The organism is Alteromonas sp. ABV2_168, assembly GCF_056161165.1.
This window is the reverse complement of record NZ_JBSWYQ010000006.1, coordinates 136,148-162,273: the sequence shown is the minus strand read 5'-3', so window position 1 is coordinate 162,273 and position 26,126 is coordinate 136,148. Positions and strand designations below refer to the sequence as shown.

Annotated in this window: 24 protein-coding genes; 9 read left to right on the top strand and 15 right to left on the bottom strand. The window is 48.5% G+C overall.

What is annotated here, in order from left to right:
- The first annotated feature begins 219 nt into the window (after nt 1–219).
- From miaB to ACXAH4_RS11140, 7 genes are all read left to right on the top strand, one after another.
- Nucleotides 220–1,656 (top strand): tRNA (N6-isopentenyl adenosine(37)-C2)-methylthiotransferase MiaB, encoded by a 1,437-nt coding sequence (gene miaB, locus ACXAH4_RS11170; RefSeq protein ID WP_303575582.1) that lies wholly within the window; start codon nt 220–222, stop codon nt 1,654–1,656.
- Between the two features lie 29 nt (nt 1,657–1,685).
- A complete protein-coding gene (locus ACXAH4_RS11165; protein WP_474851186.1) occupies nt 1,686–2,747 on the top strand; it encodes a PhoH family protein in 1,062 nt (353 codons plus the stop codon).
- A 56-nt stretch (nt 2,748–2,803) separates the two neighbouring features.
- Nucleotides 2,804–3,217, top strand: coding sequence for an rRNA maturation RNase YbeY (ybeY, locus tag ACXAH4_RS11160; protein WP_474844538.1), 414 nt, complete (start codon nt 2,804–2,806; stop codon nt 3,215–3,217).
- A 32-nt stretch (nt 3,218–3,249) separates the two neighbouring features.
- Nucleotides 3,250–4,107 carry an HlyC/CorC family transporter gene (locus ACXAH4_RS11155; protein WP_119501769.1) on the top strand — a complete coding sequence of 286 codons (858 nt, stop codon included), beginning with the start codon at nt 3,250–3,252 and terminating at the stop codon, nt 4,105–4,107.
- 36 nt (nt 4,108–4,143) lie between these two features.
- Nucleotides 4,144–5,610, top strand: coding sequence for an apolipoprotein N-acyltransferase (gene lnt / locus ACXAH4_RS11150; RefSeq protein ID WP_474881994.1), 1,467 nt, complete (start codon nt 4,144–4,146; stop codon nt 5,608–5,610).
- Nucleotides 5,611–5,777: 167 nt separating this feature from the next.
- Nucleotides 5,778–7,037, top strand: a complete 1,260-nt coding sequence (locus ACXAH4_RS11145; RefSeq protein WP_474881993.1) for a Xaa-Pro dipeptidase — start codon at nt 5,778–5,780, stop codon at nt 7,035–7,037.
- Nucleotides 7,038–7,184: 147 nt separating this feature from the next.
- A complete protein-coding gene (locus ACXAH4_RS11140; protein WP_349587512.1) occupies nt 7,185–7,616 on the top strand; it encodes an Hsp20 family protein in 432 nt (143 codons plus the stop codon).
- Here the strand turns inward: ACXAH4_RS11140 and ACXAH4_RS11135 are convergent.
- From ACXAH4_RS11135 to dapB, 6 genes are all read right to left on the bottom strand, one after another.
- Complete coding sequence (locus ACXAH4_RS11135; RefSeq protein WP_474881917.1) at nt 7,586–8,527, bottom strand: tetratricopeptide repeat protein; 942 nt, start codon at nt 8,525–8,527, stop codon at nt 7,586–7,588. The two genes, ACXAH4_RS11140 and ACXAH4_RS11135, sit on opposite strands and share 31 nt — an antisense overlap.
- A 303-nt stretch (nt 8,528–8,830) precedes the next feature.
- Nucleotides 8,831–9,835 (bottom strand): alpha/beta hydrolase, encoded by a 1,005-nt coding sequence (locus ACXAH4_RS11130; RefSeq protein WP_474881915.1) that lies wholly within the window; start codon nt 9,833–9,835, stop codon nt 8,831–8,833.
- A gap of 98 nt (nt 9,836–9,933) precedes the next feature.
- Nucleotides 9,934–10,410, bottom strand: a complete 477-nt coding sequence (gene greA / locus ACXAH4_RS11125; protein ID WP_119501775.1) for a transcription elongation factor GreA — start codon at nt 10,408–10,410, stop codon at nt 9,934–9,936.
- Between the two features lie 126 nt (nt 10,411–10,536).
- Nucleotides 10,537–13,758 carry a carbamoyl-phosphate synthase large subunit gene (gene carB / locus ACXAH4_RS11120; protein WP_474844513.1) on the bottom strand — a complete coding sequence of 1,074 codons (3,222 nt, stop codon included), beginning with the start codon at nt 13,756–13,758 and terminating at the stop codon, nt 10,537–10,539.
- A 13-nt stretch (nt 13,759–13,771) separates the two neighbouring features.
- Complete coding sequence (carA, locus tag ACXAH4_RS11115; RefSeq protein ID WP_474844542.1) at nt 13,772–14,902, bottom strand: glutamine-hydrolyzing carbamoyl-phosphate synthase small subunit; 1,131 nt, start codon at nt 14,900–14,902, stop codon at nt 13,772–13,774.
- A 280-nt stretch (nt 14,903–15,182) separates the two neighbouring features.
- Nucleotides 15,183–15,983: a 4-hydroxy-tetrahydrodipicolinate reductase gene (gene dapB / locus ACXAH4_RS11110; protein WP_474844514.1), complete on the bottom strand. Its 801-nt coding sequence runs from the start codon at nt 15,981–15,983 to the stop codon at nt 15,183–15,185.
- Between the two features lie 214 nt (nt 15,984–16,197).
- On the opposite strand from dapB, the gene ACXAH4_RS11105 reads away from it, so the two are divergent.
- Complete coding sequence (locus tag ACXAH4_RS11105; RefSeq protein WP_119501778.1) at nt 16,198–16,881, top strand: cytochrome b/b6 domain-containing protein; 684 nt, start codon at nt 16,198–16,200, stop codon at nt 16,879–16,881.
- Nucleotides 16,882–16,979: 98 nt separating this feature from the next.
- Here ACXAH4_RS11105 and ACXAH4_RS11100 read toward each other — a convergent pair whose 3' ends face one another.
- The 9 genes from ACXAH4_RS11100 to ACXAH4_RS11060 form a co-directional block, all read right to left on the bottom strand.
- Nucleotides 16,980–18,869 (bottom strand): propionyl-CoA synthetase, encoded by a 1,890-nt coding sequence (locus ACXAH4_RS11100; protein ID WP_474881914.1) that lies wholly within the window; start codon nt 18,867–18,869, stop codon nt 16,980–16,982.
- 140 nt (nt 18,870–19,009) lie between these two features.
- On the bottom strand, nt 19,010–21,553 hold the full coding sequence (locus ACXAH4_RS11095) for a sensor domain-containing protein (RefSeq protein WP_474881912.1): 2,544 nt from the start codon (nt 21,551–21,553) through the stop codon (nt 19,010–19,012).
- 204 nt (nt 21,554–21,757) lie between these two features.
- Nucleotides 21,758–22,240, bottom strand: a complete 483-nt coding sequence (locus tag ACXAH4_RS11090) for a c-type cytochrome (RefSeq protein WP_474881910.1) — start codon at nt 22,238–22,240, stop codon at nt 21,758–21,760.
- Between the two features lie 223 nt (nt 22,241–22,463).
- Complete coding sequence (locus tag ACXAH4_RS11085; protein ID WP_474844517.1) at nt 22,464–23,084, bottom strand: LysE family translocator; 621 nt, start codon at nt 23,082–23,084, stop codon at nt 22,464–22,466.
- A gap of 59 nt (nt 23,085–23,143) precedes the next feature.
- Nucleotides 23,144–23,419, bottom strand: coding sequence for a hypothetical protein (locus tag ACXAH4_RS11080; protein ID WP_474881908.1), 276 nt, complete (start codon nt 23,417–23,419; stop codon nt 23,144–23,146).
- Between the two features lie 53 nt (nt 23,420–23,472).
- A complete protein-coding gene (locus ACXAH4_RS11075) occupies nt 23,473–23,898 on the bottom strand; it encodes a GNAT family N-acetyltransferase (RefSeq protein ID WP_474844518.1) in 426 nt (141 codons plus the stop codon).
- A gap of 13 nt (nt 23,899–23,911) precedes the next feature.
- Complete coding sequence (locus ACXAH4_RS11070) at nt 23,912–24,151, bottom strand: helix-hairpin-helix domain-containing protein (protein ID WP_474844519.1); 240 nt, start codon at nt 24,149–24,151, stop codon at nt 23,912–23,914.
- 155 nt (nt 24,152–24,306) lie between these two features.
- Nucleotides 24,307–24,843: a DinB family protein gene (locus ACXAH4_RS11065; protein WP_474881906.1), complete on the bottom strand. Its 537-nt coding sequence runs from the start codon at nt 24,841–24,843 to the stop codon at nt 24,307–24,309.
- 54 nt (nt 24,844–24,897) lie between these two features.
- The gene (locus ACXAH4_RS11060) at nt 24,898–25,215 is read right to left on the bottom strand and encodes a hypothetical protein (RefSeq protein WP_474881904.1); all 318 of its coding nucleotides are present in this window, start codon (nt 25,213–25,215) and stop codon (nt 24,898–24,900) included.
- 265 nt (nt 25,216–25,480) lie between these two features.
- On the opposite strand from ACXAH4_RS11060, the gene ACXAH4_RS11055 reads away from it, so the two are divergent.
- Nucleotides 25,481–26,014: a YraN family protein gene (locus ACXAH4_RS11055; protein ID WP_474881903.1), complete on the top strand. Its 534-nt coding sequence runs from the start codon at nt 25,481–25,483 to the stop codon at nt 26,012–26,014.
- Nucleotides 26,015–26,126 lie beyond the last annotated feature (112 nt).

Below are 26,126 nucleotides of genomic sequence, written 5' to 3'. Positions count from 1 at the left end.
CTAAACCGGCAGCGACTACCATGAAGCCAATGTCATACTGTTGCTATAGATCAGCAAGCTATACTAAACAGTATTAAACTGCGGAACAGATTTAAGGAACCGCTGGGCAAACAGCTTCTCAACAGGTAAAATACGCGGCTATTTTGAACACTAGCCGGCTGTTTTACGGGTTTAGCCCGTGGTTTTTAATGCCGCAACACCTGAAATCGTGACGTGAATATGACCAAAAAGCTGTATATCAAAACCTGGGGCTGTCAGATGAACGAGTATGACTCGGAGAAAATGGCAGATCTGCTGGATTCTACCCACGGTTATTCGCTTGCGCAGGAAGCAGAAGAGGCGGACGTGATCCTGCTGAACACTTGTTCTATCCGTGAAAAAGCACAGGAAAAGGTGTTTCACCAGTTAGGCCGCTGGAAAAATCTGAAAAAAGACAAACCCGAACTCATTATCGGCGTGGGTGGCTGTGTCGCCTCACAGGAAGGCGACCATATCCGTCAGCGCGCACCGTTCGTAGATCTGGTATTCGGCCCGCAAACTCTGCACCGTTTGCCGGAAATGATTAAGCAACTTCAGGGCGGTGCCGGTTCTGTGGTGGATGTCAGTTTCCCTGAAATTGAAAAGTTTGATTCACTGCCTGAACCCCGTGCAGAAGGTCCCACGGCTTTCGTTTCAATTATGGAAGGCTGTTCCAAGTACTGCACATTCTGTGTTGTACCCTACACCCGTGGTGAAGAAGTCAGCCGTCCGGTTGATGACGTGATTCTGGAAATCGCGCAGTTAGCTGAACAGGGCGTACGGGAAGTGAACCTGTTAGGCCAGAACGTAAACGCATTCCGTGGGGAGCATCACGACGGCACCATTTGCCGCTTTGCCGAGCTTCTGGAAATGGTCGCAGCCATCGACGGTATTGACCGTATCCGTTACACCACGTCGCATCCGGTGGAGTTCACCGATGACATTATCGCCGCGTACGAGACAATTCCCGAGCTGGTAAACCACCTTCACCTGCCTGTTCAGAGCGGTTCCGACCGTATTCTCAACATGATGAAACGTGGTCACACGGCACTGGAATACAAATCGAAAATCCGCAAGCTGAAGAAAGTACGTCCTGACATTTGCATGTCTTCAGACTTCATCATCGGCTATCCGGGTGAAACCGATGCAGATTTTGAGGCGACCATGGATCTGATTCAGGCCATCGATTATGACCTGAGCTTCAGTTTCATCTACAGCGCACGTCCGGGTACGCCTGCTGCTGATGCCGTGGATGATGTCAGCGAAGACGTGAAGAAGCAGCGCCTGCACCTGTTGCAGCAACGCATCACCCAGCAGGCATTACGCATTGCCCGTCATATGGTCGGCACTGAGCAGCGGATTCTGGTAGAAGGCCCGTCGAAAAAGAACCCGATGGAGCTGTCCGGCCGTACTGAAAATAACCGTGTAGTGAACTTTGAAGGTTCACCGGACATGATTGGTGAATTTGTGGATGTGAAAATCACAGACGTCTTTACCAATTCACTGCGTGGAGATGTGGTTCGCCGCGAAAAGGATATGGGCTTGCGTGTAGCAGTTTCGCCCCAATCTATTACAGCAAAGCGTCACGGGGAAGCGCCTGATGCACTGGGCGTGGGTCAGTTTGTCCCTGCCGTTTAAATTGATGAATAAGCGAGGAATAGCATAACTTGAGTACTCTGGTAAGCAACGAAGTCATATTAGAACCTGCTGACAATAAACGTCTGTCCAGCCTGTGCGGCCCGTTTGATGACAACATCAAACAAATCGAACGCAGGCTTGGTGTAGAAATCAGTTACCGTAATAACGCCTTTAAAGTGTCAGGCGAGGCCCTTCAGGCCAACGGTGTAGCAGAGCTGCTCAAGTTACTGTATATCGAAACTCAGCCTGTTAAAGGCCTTATCCCGCAACTGGAGCCGGAGCAGGTACACCTGGCCATTCAGGAAGCCCGTTTCCCGGAACGCAGTGAATCAACGGTTTACGGCAAAGAAGTTAATATCAAAACCAAACGGGGGGTCATTAAGCCCCGTAATCCGAACCAGGCACAATATGTTGCTAACGTGGTTAATCATGATATTACGTTCGGTATCGGCCCTGCCGGTACGGGTAAAACCTATCTGGCTGTGGCCTGTGCAGTTGATGCCCTTGAACGTCAGGAAGTACGCCGTATTCTGCTTACCCGCCCTGCTGTTGAAGCCGGTGAAAAACTGGGTTTCCTGCCGGGTGATTTGTCTCAGAAAGTCGACCCGTATCTGCGTCCCCTTTACGATGCCCTGTTTGAAATGCTTGGCTTCGAAAAGGTAGAAAAACTGATGGAACGCAACGTAATCGAAGTTGCGCCGCTGGCTTATATGCGTGGCCGTACACTGAACGATGCGTTTATCATTCTGGATGAAAGCCAGAATACCACCACTGAACAAATGAAAATGTTCTTAACCCGTATTGGTTTTAATTCCAAAGCGGTGATCACCGGTGACATCACCCAGGTCGACCTGCCCCGTGGCGTGCGTTCAGGGCTGAGAAACAGTATTGAAGTACTGGAAGGTGTATCTGACATTTCATTTAACTTCTTTAAAGCTGAAGACGTTGTGCGTCACCCTGTGGTGGCCAGAATCGTACAGGCTTATGAGAAGTTTGATGGTGAGCAGGAAAAAATCCGTCAGGCAAAACGTGCTGCCGCCGAACAGGAAAAGCAGCAAAATACCGGTGACGACAGTAAGGACAAGCCGTGACGGCAGTCATCGATTTTCAGCAAGCTTATGCGCCGGAAGACTCCGTTTCGGCGCACATTCCAACAGAAGTTCAACTTTCTCTCTGGGCCAACACCATCTTCTCTCAACTGGATATCAGCGATAAAGAACTGACCATCCGCTTTGTAGATGAAGAAGAATCACAAACCCTCAACAGAGATTACCGCGGTAAAGATAAGCCGACCAATGTACTGTCATTTCCCTTTGAGTGCCCGCCGGGTGTACCGCTGAATCTGCTCGGTGACCTGGTCATTTGTGCGCCGGTTATCAGCCGTGAAGCTCAAGAGCAGCATAAGCCGGTAGCCAACCATTATGCCCACATGGTGGTGCACGGTATCCTGCATCTGATAGGCTACGACCACATCGATGATGAGGAAGCCGAAGAAATGGAATCTCTGGAAATTGAGATTTTAGCGCAATTATCCATTGACGATCCTTACCGGGATCTTTAACTTTCATATTTCACACACTACAAAAGACGATTATGAGCGAAGACAGCCCTCACTCTACCAACGGCTCGACGAACAAAAGTTGGTTAGATAAATTAAGACTGACATTTTCCGGCGAGCCGAGAAGTAAGGAAGATCTGGTAGACGTTATTACAGAAGCCGAACAACGGGAACTGATTGACCCCCAGACCAGAGAAATGATTGAAGGCGTTATCGGTGTCAACGAAATGCGCGTACGGGATATCATGATCCCCAGAACGCAAATGACTACTATTGATATCGACCAGAAGGTAGAAGAGTTCCTGCCTAAAATTCTGGACACAGCCCACTCCCGCTTTCCTGTTATCAGCGAAGACAAAGACCATATCGAAGGTATTTTACTGGCAAAAGATCTGCTCAGCTATGCATTCAGTCCGGATAAGGCCTTTGAGTTAAAAGATGTACTTCGTCCGGCGGTCATTGTGCCGGAAAGTAAACGGGTGGACGTACTGCTCAAAGAATTCCGCCAGCAACGCTACCACATGGCCATTGTTGTGGACGAATATGGTGGTGTATCCGGCCTGGTTACCATTGAAGACATTCTGGAACTGATTGTCGGTGAAATTGAAGATGAATATGACATCGACGAAAACGGTACAGACGACATTAAACCGCTGAATAAATCTACCTACACCGTTAAAGCATTAACGCCGGTGGATGACTTCAATGAGTTTTTCAAAACGACATTCGATGAAGAAGAAGCGGATACGATCGGCGGTATTGTACTGAAAGCATTCGGGCACATGCCGGAAACCGGTGACGAAATTACCGTCAGCGATATTCACTTCAAAATTACCAACTCCGACAAGCGCCGTCTGGTGCAGCTCAAGGTTACCGTACCCTCCATGGAGTAATCTCCCCTGAAAGCGTTTATTCCCTATCTGTTGGCATTGCTTAGCGGTGCCAGTTTAACCTTTGCCTATGCCCCGTTTTCGCTCTGGCCTGTCACGTTCGTGGCGCTGGCCCTGGCGATCCGCCAACTGGTAAAAACGCAACATCCCTTCTTAACCGGCTGGTTATTCGGTCTGGGCTGGTTTGGTGCCGGCATCAGCTGGGTGCATGTCAGTATTGCTGATTTTGGCGGCTTGCCTGTGGTGTTGTCAGTAGGACTCATGCTCATCCTGTGCGGGTATCTTGCATTGTATCCTGCCATTGCGCTCTGGGCTGCAAGACGCTGGTTTCCTGCCAGGTTATGGCCGCTTGCCCTGCCATTTCTCTGGGTCGTTGCTGAATGGCTGAGAAGCTGGATGCTGAGTGGGTTCCCCTGGTTATCGGTGGGCTACAGCCAAATCAACAGTCCGCTGGCAGGCTGGGCGCCGGTAGCCGGTGAAACCGGCATTACAGCGATTATTATTGCCCTCGCAGCAGCACTGGCAGTATTCAAAGTCAGAACCCAATGGCCGGCGATAGCGGTTATTTTTACAGTTAGCCTGGTATCAGGCTGGCTGCTGAAGAAAGTTAACTGGGTGGAAACTGCCGGCGTACACTCAGTTGCCATGGTACAGGGAAATATTGCCCAGTCACTGCGCTGGGTACCGGAGCAGGATATTCCCACCATGGAAAAATACCGTGGTTTAACCACGCCGTTGTGGGACAACGATCTGGTGATATGGCCTGAAGCTGCTGTACCCAAACTGGAACTGATGGCGACAGACTTTCTGCAAGCCATGGACCGCCAGGCAGTGAGCACAAACACAGCACTCATAACCGGTATTGTTAATTACAACTGGGAGTCTGAAGAAGCGTGGAATAATCTGCTGGTGCTCGGCCGCAAAACACAGGACGATACGCAGGCCCGTTACCATTATTTCCATGCCAACCGGTATGCCAAGCATCACCTGCTGCCCATCGGTGAATTTGTGCCTTTTGAAGACATATTAAGACCACTGGCCCCGTTGTTTGATTTACCTATGTCTTCATTTTCCCGCGGAGACTTTGAACAAACAAACCTGATAGCCAACGGGATCCGCCTGGCACCGGCAATTTGCTTTGAAATAGCCTTTCCCCGTCAGGTTTCGGCCAATGTTCACAGCGATACAGACATGATTATCACGGTAAGTAATGACGCCTGGTTTGGTCACTCTCACGGTCCGGCACAACATCTGGATATTGCCCGTATGAGGGCAATTGAAACCGGCCGGCCGGTACTGAGGGCAACCAACAATGGTATTACCGCGTTTATTAATGAAAAGGGCGATGTAACCTCTGTCCTGCCGCAGTTTGAAGCTGGCAGCCTGGTGTCTGACGTGGCAGCCAAACATGGACTTACACCATACAACCGCGCCGGAGATATACCGGTATGGTTTGTCAGCGGTTTACTGCTTTGTGTTGCGCTGTATCTCAGACGCACTCATTAACCCTGCTGACTGCGTGCTTGTGCCTTTCTGAGGCACAAGTACACGTTCTTCTTCCTCTTTTTTGCGATAATTGTCAGCCAAATTTCCCGCTGATTGGGTAAAGTATGGCTGTTGACAGGACAGTTCCGGAAATACCAATGAAAATCAAAAGAATACACACATACCTGATGGCCGGTTCGCTGGCGCTTACCAGTTTGTTTACGCTGGCTAATCCCCTTGTTATTACCGCAGATCGCATGGTGGATGTGAAAGCCGGCAAGGTTATCGAATCCGCCGTGGTGATTATCGAAGATGATGTGATTGTTCAGGCCGGCCACAGCAAAAAAATTGCCATACCGGACAACGCTGAAGTCATGGCACTGGGTGATTACACATTAATGCCGGGTTTGATGGACATGCACGTTCATCTGACCAGCGACCCCACAAAACACGGCTATTCATCGCTGTCTGTTTCCGTTCCCCGTGCGGCTATTACTGGTGTTAAACATGCAAAAGATACTCTGATGGCGGGTTTCACCACGGTCCGGAACGTTGGCGCACCCGGTTTTACTGATGTGGCGCTGCGTGATGCCATCAATGACGGTGATGTTCAGGGACCGCGCATGTTTGTGGCCGGCCCTTCACTGGGTGTGACCGGAGGTCATTGCGACAATAATCTTCTCCCCTATGGCTATCACGATAAAAGCGAAGGCGTTGCTGATGGTCCGTGGGAAGTACGCAAGAAAGTACGTGAAAACATCAAATACGGCGCTACCGTTATTAAGTTCTGCGCCACCGGTGGTATTTTATCTAAAGGTACAAAAGTCGGTGCCCGGCAGTACACCGAAGAAGAAATGCAGGCACTGATTGAAGAAGCCCATTTACGCGGCCTCACCGTGGCCACGCACGCTCACGGCACCAGCGGCATAAAAGCGGCAATCCGTTCCGGTGTGGACTCTGTAGAACATGTCAGTTTGCTGGATGATGAAGCCATTGAACTGGCGAAAAAACACGGCACGTATTTTTCCATGGACGTGTACGTCACAGAATACATTCTCGGCGAGGGTGAAAAGGCCGGTATTCTGCCGGAAAGCCTCGCAAAAGAACGCATTGTAGGCACCAAACAACGGGAGAATTTCCGAAAGGCGGTGAAGGCCGGCGTCAACATGGTATTCGGTTCGGATGCCGGTGTTTACCCTCACGGGGACAATGGTAAACAGTTCGCCCGCATGGTGACCTGGGGTATGACACCCATGCAGGCCATTCAGGCTGCCACCATTAATTCGGCTACACTACTGAAACAACAGGAATCACTTGGCAGTATTGAGGCGGGCCGGAAAGCCGACGTCATTGCGGTAAAAGGTAACCCCCTTGATGACATGGCGCTGATGGAAGATGTAGGCCTGGTGGTCAAAAACGGACAAATCGTCAAATCCCTCGCGATGTAACCCTTCCTGCCGGCGGCAACTTTCCCACTCGCCGCCGGTGCCGCTTTCTGACATAATTAAACCATTACAGGCTGGTGCTTAATTAAAAGGCCGGCCATTTATGTTGCCCGTTACGGGAACTTACGCCTTTTGCTTAACAGGACAGGTATGCCTACTATCGACTTAACTCCCCTTTACCGCTCTTTTATCGGCTCAGACCATCTGGCTACATTAATTGAAGCTGCAAACCGCGCAGAAAAGCAGAGCAGCTATCCGCCGTACAACATTGAACTGATTGACGAGTTTAAGTACCGCATCACCATGGCTGTAGCGGGTTTCAGTCAGCAGGACGTGATTGTGGAAGTGCAGGACAATACCTTACGGATTGCCGGTAAAAAGCTGGCAGACCCTAAACAGGCAGAGCGCAAGTTCCTGCACAAGGGCATTTCTGAGCGGGGTTTTGAACGTAAGTTCCAGTTAGGTGACAACGTAAAAGTGATTGCGGCCGATATGGAACTCGGCCTGCTGCATATTGATTTACAACGTCTTATCCCAGAAGCGAAAAAGCCTCAGCGCATTTCCATCGGCGGCGGAGACTGACCGGCTTGTGTCTGTAATTTCCGGTAAAGTGGCATATGATGTTTATGCACTTTACCGGGATCTATCTTAGTCAGCGCGGCGATAGCAGCCTCTTTCTTATCTTCGATAAAGTCCAATTCCGCCAGTCTCAGCCGGATATAAGTTTTATCGCCCGTTTCATACGTACCCAGCGCCTGGTCAAGGGCATGACCCGCCTGCTTCAAATAATACCGGGCCTGCTTATATTCTTCTTTGTGCAGATAGACAACACCCAGACTACTGTAAGCATTAGAAAGCTGTAGCGGCTCATTCTTATGCTCATGCGCTTCGGCCACATAGCCGTAGAATTGCAGTGCTTTGTCGTAATCCTTTATAAATAATGCTACGTGTGCGATTGCCATATGCAAAGGCGCTTTAGCATCAGGATTACGAATATTTTCAGTACGCCTTACCGCCCAGTCAGCCAGCTCGCTGGCAGCGTCATAATCTTTGAGGTAGTTGTGAAGAATAATGAGTTCTGCAAGACGCCGTGGATCAGGGGCATACTCTGCCGAACGCATAATTAAATCGCGGGCAAGATGAGCGTATTCTGTTCCCTGCTCTGTCTCACCGCTACTTAACAGCTTCTTGGCATAAATGGTGTAAACCACAATTTTGAAGACATCAGGGGCATCCGTCATGTCAGCATAACCGCTGAGTTCCTGACAGTTCAGAGACAGGTTATCCAAATCCCACCGTGCAGACAGGTTGTAGTACATCAACATGTACCAGTCCCGGCTTCCGGCAGCAGTATTTTTCAGTAACTGACGGGTTTCATTTTTACAGTCCACAGCACTGGCAAGACAACTGTCAAGACTGGTGTAAGACAACGCATTAACGCTTCCTGAAATCAGGAAAGACAAACTTATAATTATACGGATGGTGTCGCGCACGACTGGTTCTCCGTCTGGCAGACATCTAAAGCAATACTTCCTTACCAGTGCGCAAAAGGATGAAACTCTCTCATAAACCCTGCAGTCCTGAGACAACGTCGTTTATCAGAAAACTCATAGTAAGGTGTGATTTCCACACCGGCATAAACCTTTTATTTTTCCGTAATTATTTGTTCTGCATCTCCATTTGCGCCACATCGATGCATTATATCGTAAATAATGCGTAAAAAGGCTTTTTAAATGAAGAAAAGACGACAAGTGCAGGCGGGGAAAGCCTGCACAGAAAGAGAATAAACGACAGCTTTACAGAGCAGTGCGTGCAGCAGACAGTGCAGGCCGGTGATTACCCGCATGCTCCAGCCAGTTCATCAACACCTGATGTTCGGTATCGCTGATCCCGATGACTGACATATGCGTTTCGTCATCATTTACGATTCGGGTAACGTTTGCCAGCTTTGACCAGCCGTTAACACGGCGAATGTTACTGACGAGATCCTGATCTGAACCGTAGGTGAGAATAGGCACATTCAGCGCAGGTAAATCTGCAAACATATCTGTCTGCTCAACAGAGAGCCCTGCCCGTTTCAGCGCCAGTTCTGCGCCGGCACGAATAGATGAATCTGGTACCAGCTTGCTTAAACGGGGTTTAAATGTATGGGCAACACCAATAGTGGCGCGGTCAAACCGGTCCATAGGGGCCAGTAATACCAGTCCGGCCACGGACTCCAGCTTTCTGGCTGTTTTCACCGCAGCTAAAGCGCCCATGGAGTGACCAACGAGATAAACAGGCTCTTCAGTGATATCCACGGTGTGGTCGATAAACTCGGCAAGTAAGTCTGCATCACGCACACCAAACCCCAGTGGTGCAGAGGACTCGCCCTGCCCCATCAAATCAGGTTCGATGACGCGGAATCCCAATGCCTGAAAATAGAAACCGGTACTCATCCAGCTTTCTTTTTTTGCGCCGTAACCGTGAAGTAAAACAACGGTGCCGGAAAATTGCCCGACATCACGGGGAGTAATTGTCACTTCTTTCAAAAAGCTGAACTGGTTACCAAAATCCCGCGATACGGTAAAAGACATACTGGGAAGCTGACGGGTAACAGCACCGCCATCTTTATAAGGAATACAATAGGATGAGCGCTCACTACACCACTGCTTCTCAACCACGCCCCATTGGGCATACATTTGATCCAGTGTGGCCTGTTCGTAGTGAATTAATTGCGCGGGTGATTCGATGCGCTCTGCTACCATCCGTGAGCAGCCACTGAGTAATATCAGGACTAAAAGTAATAATGAATGTTTCACGAACGGTACCGTACTACACATCATTTGCCGTTGCGGCTTTATCCGCTGAGGGCGTTGGTTAAAGGAAGCGAAAAGCCAGAGACTTTCCGCCATCAATATCAGATATATTCCACTTCGGTGATTTCAAACTCGACAGTGCCTGCCGGTGTCTGGATATTTACCACATCATCCAGTTCTTTACCGATAAGACCACGGGCGATAGGAGAATTCACTGAAATCAGATTATTTTTGATATCAGCTTCATCATCACCCACGATGCGGTAAGTGGTTTCAGCATCAGTTTCCAGATTCATAATGGTAACTGTAGTACCAAAAATGACCTTACCGGTATTATCCATTTTGGTAACATCGATGATTTGCGCGTTAGATAACTTTCCTTCGATGTCCTGAATACGACCTTCACAGAAACTCTGCTCTTCGCGCGCAGCATGATACTCGGCATTCTCTTTCAGGTCGCCGTGCTCACGTGCTTCGGCAATAGAAGCGATAATTCGCGGGCGGGTCACTGTTTTTAATTCATTTAATTCTTTGCGCAATAACTCTGCGCCACGAGCGGTCATCGGATACTGACTCATGGTGTTTCTCACTTATTTTGACTGGTCTGCTGACCTTTTGATCGCTGAGTTAAAAAAAGTGCGCCAACCGGCGCACTTTTCTAAAATATTGATTGCGCAGAATAGCGCAATTTCACACAACTGTCATCAGGCATTAATACGGGCATGCAGTTCCTGCACTGATGAAACCTTGTTACGGTCATCAGCAGATTTTGCACGAATCGTAGCGAATGCTGCATTCATTGTTGTGGTGTAAGTGATTTTATTCACTAACGCTTCACGTCGAATGTATACAGAATCCGTGATTGCCTGGCGGCCTTCCGTGGTGTTGATGATATAGCTGTATTCACCGTTTTTAATTGAATCAACGATGTTAGGACGTCCTTCAGACACCTTATTTACTACAGTACATTCAACACCCGCATCAATCAGGCTCTTCGCAGTACCGCTGGTCGCTTCAATCTTAAAGCCGGCTTCGATCATTGCTTTGGCAAGGTCGACAACACGGGCTTTGTCATTGTTACGTACAGACAGTAACGCTTTGCCTTCTCTTGGCAGCGGCGCACTGGCACCCAGGTTGGCTTTAGCATACGCTTCTTCGAAGGTATCACCCACACCCATAACCTCACCGGTAGAGCGCATTTCAGGGCCTAACAGCGGGTCAACACCCTGGAACTTAGCAAATGGCAGTACCACTTCTTTTACAGAGTAGAACGGCGGAATGATTTCTTCCGTCACACCCTGAGACTGCAGTGACTGACCGGCCATACAGCGGGCAGCAACCTTCGCCAGCGGTACACCTGTCGCTTTAGATACGAAAGGTACGGTACGGGCAGCTCGGGGGTTCACTTCAATCAGGTAAACTTCGCCGTCTTTGATAGCAAACTGTGTATTCATCAGACCCACAACACCCAGCTCTAACGCCATATCACGAACCTGCTTACGCATGGTGTCCTGAATATCTTTTGGCAGAGAGTGTGAAGGTAGTGAACAGGCAGAGTCACCAGAGTGAACACCGGCTTGTTCAATATGCTCCATGATGCCGCCGATAACCACTTCAGTGCCGTCACAGATAGCGTCGATGTCGACTTCAATCGCGTCGTCAAGAAAACGGTCCAGCAGTACAGGGGCGTCGTTAGACACTTTAACCGCTTCGTTCAGGTAACGTTTCAGATCTTTCAGGTCGTACACGATTTCCATCGCACGCCCACCCAGAACGTATGAAGGACGAACAACCAGCGGGAAGCCGATTTCTTCTGCACGGGCCAGAGCCTGTTCAATGTTGGTAACCGTTGCGTTAGCCGGCTGCTTAAGACCCAGCTTGTTCACCATGTGCTGGAAGCGCTCACGGTCTTCTGCACGGTCAATAGCTTCCGGAGACGTACCGATAATTGGTACACCGTTCGCTTCAAGGGCACGGGCCAGTTTCAGTGGTGTCTGACCACCGTACTGAACAATCACGCCTTTAGGCTGTTCTTTTGCAACGATTTCCAGCACGTCTTCTAACGTTACCGGTTCGAAGTACAGACGGTCTGATGTGTCGTAGTCGGTAGAAACCGTTTCAGGGTTACAGTTAACCATGATGGTTTCGTAGCCGTCTTCACGCATAGACAGCGCAGCGTGCACACAGCAGTAATCGAATTCGATACCCTGACCGATACGGTTAGGACCACCGCCCAGTACCATGATTTTATCTTTATCCGTTGGTGCAGCTTCACATTCTTCGTCATATGTGGAGTACATATACGCAGTGCTGGTTGAGAATTCAGCAGCACAGGTATCAACACGCTTATACACCGGAGAGATACCGAAGCCACGGCGGATGTCGCGGATGTCGCTTTCTGCTACGTTAGTCAGCTCAGCCAGACGGGCATCAGAGAAACCTTTACGCTTCAGCGCACGGGTGAAATCTTCAGTCAGTGCGCTTACGCCCTGCTCTGCCACCTGGTTTTCCAGTTTAATCAGTTCTTCTAGCTGTACCAGATACCAGCGGTCTACATTGGTGTAAGAGAACACTTCCTCAACGCTCATACCCATACGGAAAGCATCACCGATGTACCAGATACGCTCAGCGCCCGGGTTTTGCAGCTCATACTTGAGCTTGCTCATGGCTTCGTCGTCCTGCGGGTCCAGAATCGGGTTCAGACCCGTAGCGCCCACTTCCAGACCACGTAATGCTTTCTGCAGTGATTCCTGCTGATTACGGCCAATCGCCATCACTTCGCCTACAGACTTCATCTGTGTGGTAAGACGGTCGTTCGCACCGGCAAATTTTTCGAAGTTAAAGCGTGGAATCTTAGTCACAACGTAGTCGATAGACGGCTCGAAAGAGGCCGGCGTCAGACCACCGGTAATATCGTTAGCCAGTTCGTCCAGGGTATAACCCACAGCCAGCTTGGCAGCCACTTTCGCAATCGGGAAGCCGGTAGCTTTTGATGCCAGTGCTGAAGAACGTGATACGCGCGGGTTCATCTCGATGATAACCATACGGCCAGTCTTCGGATCCACACCGAACTGTACGTTTGAACCGCCGGTTTCAACACCGATTTCGCGCAATACGGCCATGGCCGCGTTACGCATGATCTGGAATTCTTTGTCGGTCAGCGTTTGCGCCGGCGCAACAGTGATAGAGTCACCGGTGTGAACACCCATGGCATCGAAGTTTTCAATAGTACAAACGATAATGCAGTTATCGTTTTTATCGCGAACCACTTCCATCTCGTACTCTTTCCAGCCAATCAGCGACTCATCAATAAGCAGCTCATTGGTAGGAGAAAGGTCAAGACCGCGGGTACAGATTTCATTGAACTCGTCAATGTTGTATGCGATACCGCCACCGGTTCCACCCATGGTGAACGACGGACGGATGATACAAGGGAAACCGATGCGGCTGAGTACATCGTGGGCCTGCTCCATAGAGTGAGCAATTTCCGCACGGGGACATTCCAGACCGATAGACTTCATCGCTTTATCAAAGCGCTCACGGTCTTCCGCTTTATCGATAGCGTCAGCCGTTGCACCAATTAGTTCAACGTTGAACTCTTTCAGTACGCCTTCACGCTCAAGATCCAGCGCACAGTTCAGTGCAGTCTGGCCGCCCATGGTAGGCAGTACCACATCAGGACGTTCTTTTTCGATGATTTTGCGTACCACTTCCCAGTGAATCGGCTCGATGTAGGTTGCATCAGCCATTTCAGGGTCGGTCATGATAGTCGCAGGGTTAGAGTTTACCAGAATGACGCGGTAACCCTCTTCGCGCAGTGCCTTACAGGCTTGTGCGCCGGAATAGTCAAATTCACAGGCCTGGCCGATAACGATAGGGCCGGCACCCAGAATCAGAATACTTTTTATGTCAGTACGTTTTGGCATTGTCGGCTAGTTCCTACTGTTTTGATTGTTCAATAAGGTCGATGAAATGATCAAACAGATCAGCCGCTTCGTGCGGACCCGGGCTCGCTTCAGGGTGGCCCTGGAAGCTGAACGCAGGTTTGTCGGTACGGTGAATACCCTGCAACGACTTATCGAACAATGAAATATGAGTAACTTCTAAGTTATCCGGCAACGTAGATTCATCAACAGCAAAACCGTGGTTCTGGCTGGTGATCATCACTGTACCTTTCTTAAGGTCTTTCACCGGGTGGTTAGCACCGTGGTGACCAAACTTCATTTTGACCGTCTTAGCACCGCTGGCCAGTGCCAGTAACTGGTGACCCAGACAAATACCGAATACCGGAATGTCTTTTTCAAGAATGGTTTTAATCGCTTCAATGGCGTAGTCACACGGCTCAGGGTCGCCGGGGCCATTTGATAAAAACACACCATCCGGATTCAGAGCCAGTACGTCAGCAGCAGGCGTTTGCGCCGGCACCAACGTCACTTTACAGCCACGGTCTGCCAACATACGTAAGATGTTGTTCTTCACGCCGTAGTCGTATGCAACAACATGGTATTTCGCTTCCGCTGGCGTTACATAGCCTTCACCCAGCACCCACGTGCCTTCGGTCCAGGTTTTCACTTCCTTAGTGCTAACTACTTTGGCCAAGTCCATGCCTTTTAAGCCCGGGAACCCCTTAGCAGCGTCTAATGCTTTGGCTTCATCTAAATCGTCACCGCAGATGATACAACCGTTCTGCGCACCTTTGTCACGAAGGATACGGGTTAAACGACGGGTATCGATATCCGCAATACCTACTACGCCTTTGGCTTCGAGATATTCAGATAATGTTTGTTGGTTTCGAAAATTACTGGCTACGAGGGGAAGGTCACGAATGATTAGACCTTTAGACCAGATTTTGTCTGCTTCGACGTCTTCAGAATTGGTACCGGTATTACCGATATGGGGGTAAGTAAGTGTAATGATTTGTTCAGCGTATGACGGGTCGGTGATGATTTCCTGATAGCCTGTCATGGAAGTATTAAAAACAACTTCCCCAACGGCAGAACCAGTGGCACCAATTGCCGTACCTTTAAAAACTGAACCATCCTCTAACACCAAAAGGGCAGAATTAGCCAAGTCAACCTCCAGATTAAGGATAACCGACGGTTTATTCAGTGGCATGAATAAACCCCACAAAAAACGGGAGGTAACAATAATTTTACTTCCCGTTTACGATACTTTGCAGCTAATAAAACGCGACCCGGACAAGCCGGAACGCTAAATTTTGGCAAATTCCAAGTATTATATAGGAGTAATCAGCAAAGGTCTAATTCAAATTTAGAAAAACATGAAAAACACCTCATTAACTGATTTTTCAGCGTCTAACCTCAGAAAAGCCTATTTATCTGATGAATAATTACGCCAGTCCAATGACATCATTCATGCCATAACGTCCATTTTGCTTACCCGACAGCCACAAAGCCGCATGTACTGCGCCTTTGGCGAAGGTTAAACGACTCGACGCTTTATGCGTAATTTCCAGACGCTCGCCCAGATCAGCAAACAATGCGGTGTGTTCTCCCACAATATCACCGGCTCTAACGGTGGCAAAACCGATAGTTTGATGTTCACGGGGCGGTTCTTTCCCTTCACGACCGTAAACAGCACATTCTTGCAAGTTTCGACCTAAAGTATCTGCAATCGCTTCACCGATAGCCATAGCCGTGCCTGATGGTGCATCCTGCTTAAAGCGGTGATGTGCTTCAAGGATCTCAATATCTGCTGTATTGCCCAGAGCTTTAGCCGCCTGCTTCACCAGCGACAGCATGACGTTTACGCCCACGCTGTAATTCGCCGCGAAAACCAGCGGGATTGTTTTTGCTGCTTCGTCCAGCGCCTTTAACTGGTCCTGCGACAAACCTGTGGTACCAATGACAACCGGCTTTTTGTGCTCTGTGCACCAGGCCAGATTGCTGTCGAATGCGGCCGGTAAGGTAAAATCAATCACCACATCAACATCGTCAGGGTTCAGTGATGAAATCGCACTGCAGGCAATGCCCTGCGTACCGATCCCGGCGAGTTCGCCAACATCGATGCCTACCCATGGTGAGTCATCACGGACCGTGGCAACAGATAAATCTGCATCGTCATTTTCACGTAATGCTTCAATCAGCACACGTCCCATACGCCCGTTGGCGCCTAAAATAGCTACTTTCATATCAGGATATTCTCAGTCTGTTTTCCGGCATTTTGCCTGAGCGCAGACAATTTTCAAATGATCACAGGTAATTAGCGTAGAATATGGTATAACCATCTGCAGTCATGCCATTTCAATTTACCCGCAGAAAATCTGCATTTACACTGTGTTGCATCAACATAAAACCGTACTTTATCCGCTACGATAATCGTGCTTATGCAGAAAAGGACTCAACATGGAAAAAAAGCTGATCTGGGATATTCCTACCCGACTGTTTCACTGGTTGCTCGTTTTCTCCCTGGCCGGGCAATATGTCACCGCTGAACTGATGGACAACGCCATGCAATGGCACTTCTATCTCGGCTACTTTACGCTCGGGCTGATTATTTTCCGGCTCATCTGGGGGATTGCCGGTTCGGATTACGCGAAGTTCAGCCAGTTTATTTATGGTCCCCGGGCTGTATTACGTTATGCCGGCACCCTATTTAAGCGGGACTCAGAAGCTCATGCAGGTCACAACCCGCTGGGTGGCTGGGTTGTTATCATCATGCTGTCACTGGTTGCCGTGCAGGCAGTAAGCGGATTATTCATGACTGACGACATTTTCCTTGATGGTCCCTGGCGCGCCGCAGTAGAAGACTCAACGCTTAAAACCATGAGTTATTTGCACAATAACGTATTCAATATTCTACTGGTGGTCATTGCCCTTCATATTGCAGCGATTGGTTTCTATGCCGTGTATAAAAAGCAAAAACTGGCACCGGCCATGGTGCACGGAAAGAAAAGCACTAATGAAGCCGGGATCCCGTCATCACGCCTGCTGGCTGCTGTTGTAGTTGCGCTTATCAGTGCCGGCATTGTGTACTATGTAGTAGAAATCGCGCCGCCTGAAGCAGCAGAAGAAGAATATTACTACTGATCTTTTACTTGGCTCAGCTACACAGCCAGATGTTACAAAGCCGCCTTCACAGGCGGCTTTGTCGTTTTATCTCTCATGCATTAAGCGCTAAAGCTGCGCTACGATTTTACCAGTCCCTGCTTTTGCATTATTTCCTGTATTTCCGGCACACTGGCCGGGTCATCAATGGTAGACGGCACTGCCACTTCATGGTTTGCAACAATCTGACGTAACAGCTTACGTAAAATTTTTCCCGACCGGGTTTTAGGTAACCGGGGCACTACCACCGCACGATGAAAACAGGCCAGCGGACCGATTTCCTTTCGGATCATCGCCACCAGCTCCTGTTGCAGTGTGTCTTCGTCAATATCCACACCATCTTTCAACAGCACTAACCCAACCGGCACCTGCCCTTTTAAACTGTCATGAACGCCTATCACACTGCATTCTGCCACTGCCTGATGCGCAGCCACGATTTCTTCCATTTCACCGGTAGATAAACGGTGACCGGCCACATTAATCACATCATCAGTGCGCCCCATAATAAAGACATAACCGTCGTCATCTTTAAAACCGCCGTCACCTGAGGTGTAATAATCCGGATAAGCTTCCAGATAGGCATGTTTGAACCGTTCACAATCACCCCAGATAGTCGGCAGACAACCCGGCGGCATTGGCAGCTTTATCGCAATTGCGCCCTGCTCTCCCGCCGGTAAAGGTTTACCGGTGTGATCCAGCACTTGCACATTAAAGCCCGGCACCGGAACGGTTGAGGAACCCGGTTTAACCGGTAAGTCTTCAAGTCCTGCGGGATTAGCACAAATGGCCCATCCGGTTTCAGTTTGCCACCAGTGATCGATCACCGGTTTGCCGGTTTTATCAACGGTCCATAGATAGGTGGGCGGGTCGAGCCGTTCCCCCGCCATGAAGATCGTCTTCAGTGAACTGATGTCATATTTTTCGACTAACTTTGCATCAGGATCTTCTTTGCGAATTGCGCGGAACGCCGTCGGCGCAGCAAACAGCGCCTTAATTTTATATTCTTCCGTCATGCGCCAGAACGCGCCTGCATCCGGCGTTTTTACCGGTTTGCCTTCATACACAACCGTAGTACACCCATGCAAAAGCGGTCCGTAAACAATATAGGAATGTCCGACTACCCACCCAACATCCGATGCCGCCCAGAACACCTCACCCGGTGCCATATTGTAAATAGCCTGCATGGAATACTTCAGCGCGACAGCATGACCACCGTTATCCCGCACAACCCCTTTTGGTTTTCCCGTGGTGCCTGAGGTGTAGAGAATATAGAGAGGATCCGTTGCCTGCACCACAGTACAGGGCGCCGGTGTGGCTGTTGCCATTGCGGTATCCCAGTCTGTGTCGTCTGCGCTGAGTTCTGCCAGTTGCTCAGGACGCTGAAACACAATGACTGAATCCGGTTTGTGCGCCGACAGACTGATTGCCTCGTCGACCAGCGGCTTGTAGGGGAGCACTTTCGTCACCTCAATGCCGCAGGAGGCTGTCACCAGCACCTTCGGTGATGCATCTTCAATGCGCACAGCCAGCTCGTGGGGGGCGAAGCCGCCGAAAACTACCGAATGAACAGCGCCGAGTCGTGCCGATGCCAGCATGGCAATGACAGCCTGCGGGATCATCGGCATATAGATAACAACCCTGTCGCCCTTCTCTACGCCTTTGCCGGCAAGCACGGAGGCGAATTTTGCGACTTCCTCATGCAACCTGCGGTAGGTATACGTCGCTTTATTTCCCGTAACCGGTGAATTATAAATAAGCGCAAGCTGATCGCCCCTGCCGTTTTCAACATGATAATCCAGTGCCATGTAGCAGGTATTCATTTCCCCGTCAGCAAACCAGCGATAAATGTCGTTTTCGTCTTTCGACAAAATGGTTTCAGGAAAACGGGACCAGGGCAGCGCCTGCGCTTTTTCTTTCCAGAATGCTTCCGGTGATTCAATTGCCCTCTGATATTCTGTGGTGTACGACATAACGGCCTCGCGAATGTTGTTCCGGTACAATTAATGTAACCATTAATGAAAACTTTTAACTTGATTTACATTAATATAAAAACAACAAAAAGCCGCATAAGACTTGGGTCGCAAATTTTTGCCTTGTGCTGACAGAGAAATCAGTTCACAAGGCGGGCAATTTTTCCTTTTGCGCAGGTAAGGAGCAGGTTACGCCAGGTTTCTTCTTCCACCGGTTTGGACAGATAAAAACCCTGGAAGATATCGCAGCCCCGGCGGGTGAGGTACTGGATCTGAATTTCGTTCTCAATGCCTTCAGCTACCGTTCTCACACCCATGGCACTGGCCATTTCAATGATGGTATTGACGATGGGCACGTCATCACTTTCAAAATTAATTTCATCCACAAAGTAACGGTCGATTTTCAATTCAGTAATGGGCAGTTCTTTAAGGTAACTCAGGCTGGAATAGCCGGTACCAAAGTCGTCAATGGAGAAAGCAAAGCCGAGTTGTGACAGCCTTTCGATACGTTTTCGCACCAGATCAATGGTGGTAACCAGTGTGGTTTCCGTGATTTCCAGCACCAGCTGCTCAGGGTTAATCTGCCATTCTGAGATCGTTTCCAGCAGCCGGTCAGAAAAATCAGCACGAGCAATATGTCTGCCACTGATATTCACAGAAAGGGTCGTTTCCAGTCCCTGAGATTTCATTTCTGACAGCAGGCGACAGGCCTCGTTGATTACCCAGTACCCAATATCCACCACGGCATCACTTTCCTCTGCAATGGGAATGAACTCACCGGGACTGATGAAGCCCAGCCGTTTCTCATTCCAGCGCAGCAGTGCTTCAGAAGACAAAATACGACCGTGCTTGTCGTACTGGGGTTGCAGCACTAAATAGAATTCGTTGTATTCCAGAGCATGAGCAAAACTCTGACTGATGTAATTGTGTCTGTCGTAGGCATTAAACTCGTTACGCTCCAGGGTGACACGGCCGCCCGGTCCCTGCTTCTTGGCCTGCCTCGTACCGAAATCCAGAATACCGGTAATTTTCTCATAGCTGGCATCCTGCGCGTGAACATAGGTCGATGCCAGCGAGGTTGATACCAGTTGTGAATGACCATGAAGGGTAAACTCTTTGCCTAACTCACTGTGCATGCCCCATTCTATAGAATCAATCAAATCCATGGTGGCAGCATCTTTTGACTCATCAAAGGGTTCTTTAAACAGAATATAAAATTTATCTCCCAGACCGCTGTATACCTGAAAACGGGAGGAAATAGCTTTTTTGATGCGTCCGGCAAAAATACGCAAAATGTAATCACCGGTCTCTTTGCCGAACGACAAATTAAACTGGGCAAAATTATCGATATCCAGCATACAACAGTACATTTGCCGTTTAGTGGTTTTCGCGGCGATGATCAGACGACGCAAATCCTTTTCGAAGGATTTGATATTAGGCAGATGGGTAACTTCATCAAAAAAGGCGATTTGATAGATACTGTCTACCGCCTGTTTACGCTCGGTAATATCGCGGATAACACAGACAAACTGCGACTGACTCACCTGCTCAACTTCAGACACCGACACTTCAATAGGAAAGGTTTTGCCCTGACGGTGCTTCGCTGACAGTTCTTTTCCGAAAATAGCGCCAAGTCCCGGCCGCAAGTGCTGACGGACAAACTCGATCTGCTCATCATCAGGCGGCCCCGGCAGTAAATAGGAAATGTCTTCACCGATAACCTGCTTAGGCTCGTAACCAAAGAGAATTTCAACGGTCTGGTTGGCAGTAATGATGGTGCCCAGCTCATCAACGGTCAGTACCGCATCATTCATGCTGTCCAGAATCGTGTTTAAGTATTCGATGTAATTCTGTTCTGTTTCCGACAGGCGCTTGTGCTCAGTAATGTCCTGAACAGAGCCGAAAATCTTCACAATTTCACCGTTCTGCTTTCTGGCCTTCCCAGATAATTTCACCCAGCATTTGTGTTTTTTGCGGGTGATCACAGGCAGTTCAAACTGATAACTCACTCCGGAGGCCAGTAGCATTTGTATGGCTTTAATCAGCTTGCGTCTGGCTTCAGATGGAAAACAGGAAAGAATACGGTACAGGGTAACGCGGGTATCTCTGGCGAAATCGAACAGCCGGTAGGTTTCATTAGTCCAGTGTATTTGCTGGGTTTGTACATCGTAATCCCAACCGCCGGTAGACGACATCTCGGAGACTTCATCAAACAGCGACAGTCTGTCGTGAAGTAACTTCAGGCTGCCCTCACGGTGTAACGATGCCGATTCGGCAATCAACCCCACACGCTCACCACTAAGCTCCAGAAAGGCCATATCGTAGTCTGATGCTTTCTGGTGCGGAAAATAACCGGCGACAAAAAGTGCAATGTCGTCGTGTTTAACAACCTGAACCGCCAGTGAAAAAAATGCTTTTGTCGTTTTATCTTTAAAGCTTACGGGCAGACAGGGAGAGGCGCAGGTTTGTTCAAGTACACAAGCGGCTGGTAATGACGCGGTGTCATTCATTTGCCAGAAAAGAATTTTCCCCTGTAAGGATGCTGCATGCTCCTGCTCTGCCACTGTGGCAACAATAACACAGGCGTTCTCTGCGGCGGTATTCTGAATAAGCGAATTCAGGACATCCGAAATCCGGGAACGTCCTTCATGACTTATTTCATCCGTTAACCACGACTCACCCATATACCGGCATTCCTCTCATGAATCACTAAAAATTTTTCCTGCGGCGATCACCCCACTTAAGCATAGGAAAAGAACCATTTTTCTACAAACAGAGGTTTGTAAATTGCGATATCATGCCGGAATACGACGTCTAAAAACGCGAATGGCCGCTATGAGCGGCCATTAAATGAACATTACGGATAATCCGTACCGTTTTTTTATTGATTAGTCAGCTTTATAATCGTCGTGGCAAGACTTGCAGGTACCGCCTACTTTACCGATTGCCTGAGCAAATTTGCTTTCGTCACCTGCCGCAGCAACAGTCTGTAAATTAGCAGCAGCAGACTTCAGCGCGCTGATCTTGCCTTCAAAATCAGACCAGTTTTCCCAGATATCATCTTTTGCTTCGGTGTCTACATCAAACTTGCGGGTATCAACCTTTACGTAATCTGCCATCATGTCAGCCAGTTGTTCCAGACGCATTGCGTTGGTTTCAATGACTTCCTGATCAAACGGGATAGCGCCTTTCGCCATGCCGCCCAAAGGCCCCATGTTGCTGGCTACCAGTGTGTAAAGCGCATGTCTGTACTTAGTTGCCGCTTTCGCGTGTTTTTCGTTCATTGCAGCTTCCTGAGCCAGAACGCTGCCGGTTGTCAGGCTTGTAACCACGACTGCTGCCATCAGGCCGGTCTTGAGCAGTTGCTTCATTCTTTTCTCCATTAAGATACGGTAAATGTGGTGTGTGATAGTTTACGCATCCGTCCCTGCGGACAAGCTTACCTTACCCCTGATCCGGTTGCAGTTTCCAGGGTCATATCATGTTATTTGTTGCATTAAATCTATATTCGCGCAAGGTAATGTACGACAAGCGCATTAAATACGAAGTTGAACGAATTTTCTTCACCCCAGTAACGGTACGACGCCACTTTCTTTAGCGTTGCTCACTAAATGCGAGTTTCAGCCCGAGTGCAGCAAAACTGGTGGCAAAGAATTTCTGTATGAAAACACTCACTTTCTCAGACTTTAAAACCCGGGCACTGAATAAACCGGATAACCCACCGTAAACCAGAAAAACAGCAAAGGTCATAAGCATAAACACGGAGCCATGAAGTAACATGCTGGCGGCAATGGTACTGTCGCTGCCGGTGATAAATTGAGGCAGAAATGCCAGAAAGAAAATAGACAATTTCGGATTCAGGATATTCAGCAAAAATCCTTTTATCATGAAGCTTACATACCCTGTCTCACCCTGCGCTTCACCGGACACTGCCAATGGCCCGGACGAACGCCACATTTGCCAGGCCAGATACAACAGATAAGCACAACCGGCATATTTCACTACCGAAAAAGCTACCGCACTGGTATGAAAAATAGCGGCCAGACCGAAACTACTGGCCAGCAGCGCAGGAATAATCCCCAGCGTACAACCCAGCGCAGCAAAGAAGCTCGCCCTTTTTCCATGGCAAAGACCCGTTGCTACGGTGTACAACACACCCGTGCCCGGCATCAGTACCACGACCAGACACGTTAATAAAAATCCGGCTGACAGCATTGTTCTCTCCTTTTCCTTCAGGATTCTGAATGGGTAGATTTTATTCTTGTGAAACAGACTCAATTGACGTCACTGAGCATTACACTCAGTGAAGACAGCATGGCAAGAGCGAGCGATATTGTAAGTAGCGCTGAATTAAACGCTTTATCTGTCTGACGCCACGCAGAGACTCGTTGCCGTCCTGTAAAAAACAATAGCAGAGACAAGCAGAATAACAGCGGTGCAGCTACCAGACTTGTGCCCCAAAATATAGAAATGACGGCGCAGCAGGCAAGTATGAAAGACAAACCGAACCAGAAAGATGCTACGACAGTGTTTGAATTTACTTTTCCCATAATCAGTTCAAAATCCTTTTGAAAGTAATATCAGTCCTTGCCACATCACCATGTTAGTCAGTAATAAAACGGCACATTCCATGTCCCAGCGGCTCACCGTTTCGCTCAGTGAAGCCGTATTTGGCGTAAAACCCTTCTTTTCCCTTTGCTGCTAACAGGCCCGCTGTTGAGCCTGCCGGGCAATGTTCTGCAATGAATGCGTTTATTGATTCCATTATCCGGGCTCCGAGCCCGAGTTCCTGAAAATCAGGGTGCACAATGACATCCTGAAGGTAAAAGTACATCGCCCCGTCACCAATCAGACGCCCGCAGCCAATTAGCGTTTCCTCTGAATACAAACAAACCCAGAACAACGAATTATCAATACTCTTCTGAATGACTGCCATTGCAGGGTTGTTCCACCCTGCAGTCTCCCGCAAGTCAGCAAATGCTTTTGCTTCAGGCGGCCGGGAGGTTAAAGTAATGTCTGAAACTGGCATGCTTTCACACGGTTCAACTGCTGATTTCTTTTCTTGCCTGTTGGATAGCGGCATCCACCGCCTCCACCGCTTTAGTATTTGTCCAGCATCTCGATTGCAGCATGGAAGATACCAGTGCGACGACTTCTGAAGCATTGTGGCTGGCAAGTTTTTCAAAGGAATCCAGCCCGACTTCTTCAAATCGCTTCAGCACTGTTGGACCTACGCCTTTGACTGAAAGTAAACCACTTTTTTCTTCTTCCGTGAATGGCATTTGCCTGGTTCCTTCATCTGTGAATTCTGATTAATCGCGCTCTGCTTCAAGTTACCAGTTTCCGGTTCTGAACGCATCTGGCAATTCATTCGGATTAGCTGAGTAAACCATGGGGTTTATCAGATACCTTTTTGCGGATGCCTGAGATATTCCACTTAAATTTCTTCTTTGATCAGCGCAAGTAAATCGGTAACACCAACATCCTCGCCCGCCTGCGATAATAAAGTAGATACCTGACCACGGTGATGGGTTTGATGATTAAAGAAATGAAGAAGCAGACTCGCAAACCGCTTGTTAGCGGCAATGCCTTTTGTGTTCCGATAGCTGAGCACAAAATTCAGATCATCAGCGGCCAACGCGCCAGTCCATTTGATTATCTGTTCGTCCAACCAATACCTGCGTTCAGACAATGCCTCAAAGTCGTCATAGAGAATGTGATCAAGGCTTGCCGGATTTGAAAGGTCAACAATCTCGCGCAGCAAAGACCCACAGGATGGGTGTGTGGCGAATCGCTTCAGCCAGATAATGTCCGCTACAACAATATGATTCAGCGTGCCCAGCACAGATCTGAAAAAAACACCGCGATCTGCCGTTAAATCTTCACGGCTCAGACGCCCGGCAGATTCATAGACCTTTAAATTCATCCACTGATTATATTCCGCCAGTAAGCAGAAATGACTTTCCAGACTCATGAAACAAACCTTGCATGTATTTAGCCGCGAAACATTGCACTATCAAGGCGACGACTACTTTAAAGACAACTTGTGTTCCCAACTTACCACAGCAGCACAGAAACCTGAGAAAACAAAAGCCAGTACAGAAACGAAAATTGCCACAATGCCTCCGAAAGCCATACCAAAACCTTCATGAGATACGACTACGCGAAGACCGCTGCCGTCGTCCTCAAGAGGAAGTGGTGCAGACAGGTTCATAGCAATATTAAAAACAATCAGCGGTACGCCCAATACAAACACGGCCGCAGCGGCCAGCGCAATGAACCTTGCTGAGTAAAGCAAAATACGCAGGTTCCTAGTTTCTATTTTTGAGTATGGTAATAGGTTCATATGACATCCTGTCGTGAGTTTATTACTTAGGGAAAGCTAACAAATTGTGCATCTTCGCTGCCAGAAAACCGATAATAGTGGTTCTCAATAATCTCAATTTACATCTTTTCCACCATTTGCCAATAGTGCGCGTACAGGGATGCAAGAAATCCCTGACGGTAAACATGCGACAATAAGAAGTGTTTAACTTCAAACCGTTTCATAGTCGACTCGAGCATCGCATGATACCTTAAGTTTGAAAGGACTGGTTTTAAAGTGAGTAAATATGAAAGGTTTAAGTAGTAGGCTCGGGAGTGGCACTTTAACCATTGAGCCTGATTTTGCTCGTATAAAAATTGTTTCCGATTCACAGGAGGATTTTGTTTATTTCTATGAAATGAAAGAGTCTGACTGGGGTTTCGTTTACGAGAAGTATGTCGCTCAAGTTTTAACTAACGAAGGGTACGATGTTTTAGCGCAAGGGTTGGAAAAAGGTTATTGTGATTGCGGAATTGATTTAATCGCAAAAAAATCAGGAAGCTCGATATTCATCCAATGCAAGTTTACGGCACAATCGAAACTGAGCCACAGAAAGATTGAGTCCATTTTATACAAAGCTTCGTCATTTCTGACGAAAATTTATGAGGGTGACAAATTAGAATTCTGGCTGGTAGTGCCATCACTGGAAAAAGCATTTTCCTCAAAGAAGTCGCCGCTGGGAAGAAATACGTATCCTGTTGCTGATTATCTTCTGTCAAAGAATACGATGCAATCCAAAGTTTGTTTATCTATAAGAGAGATTGAGATGGTTAGGGATTAGTTTGCGTATGCCCTGGTGATGACGATTCTCAAGGATTTGGGATATCACTAAAAGAGAGGAAGTTGGTCGATGTGAGAGGATTTGAACCTCCGAACCCTGACACCCCATGTTG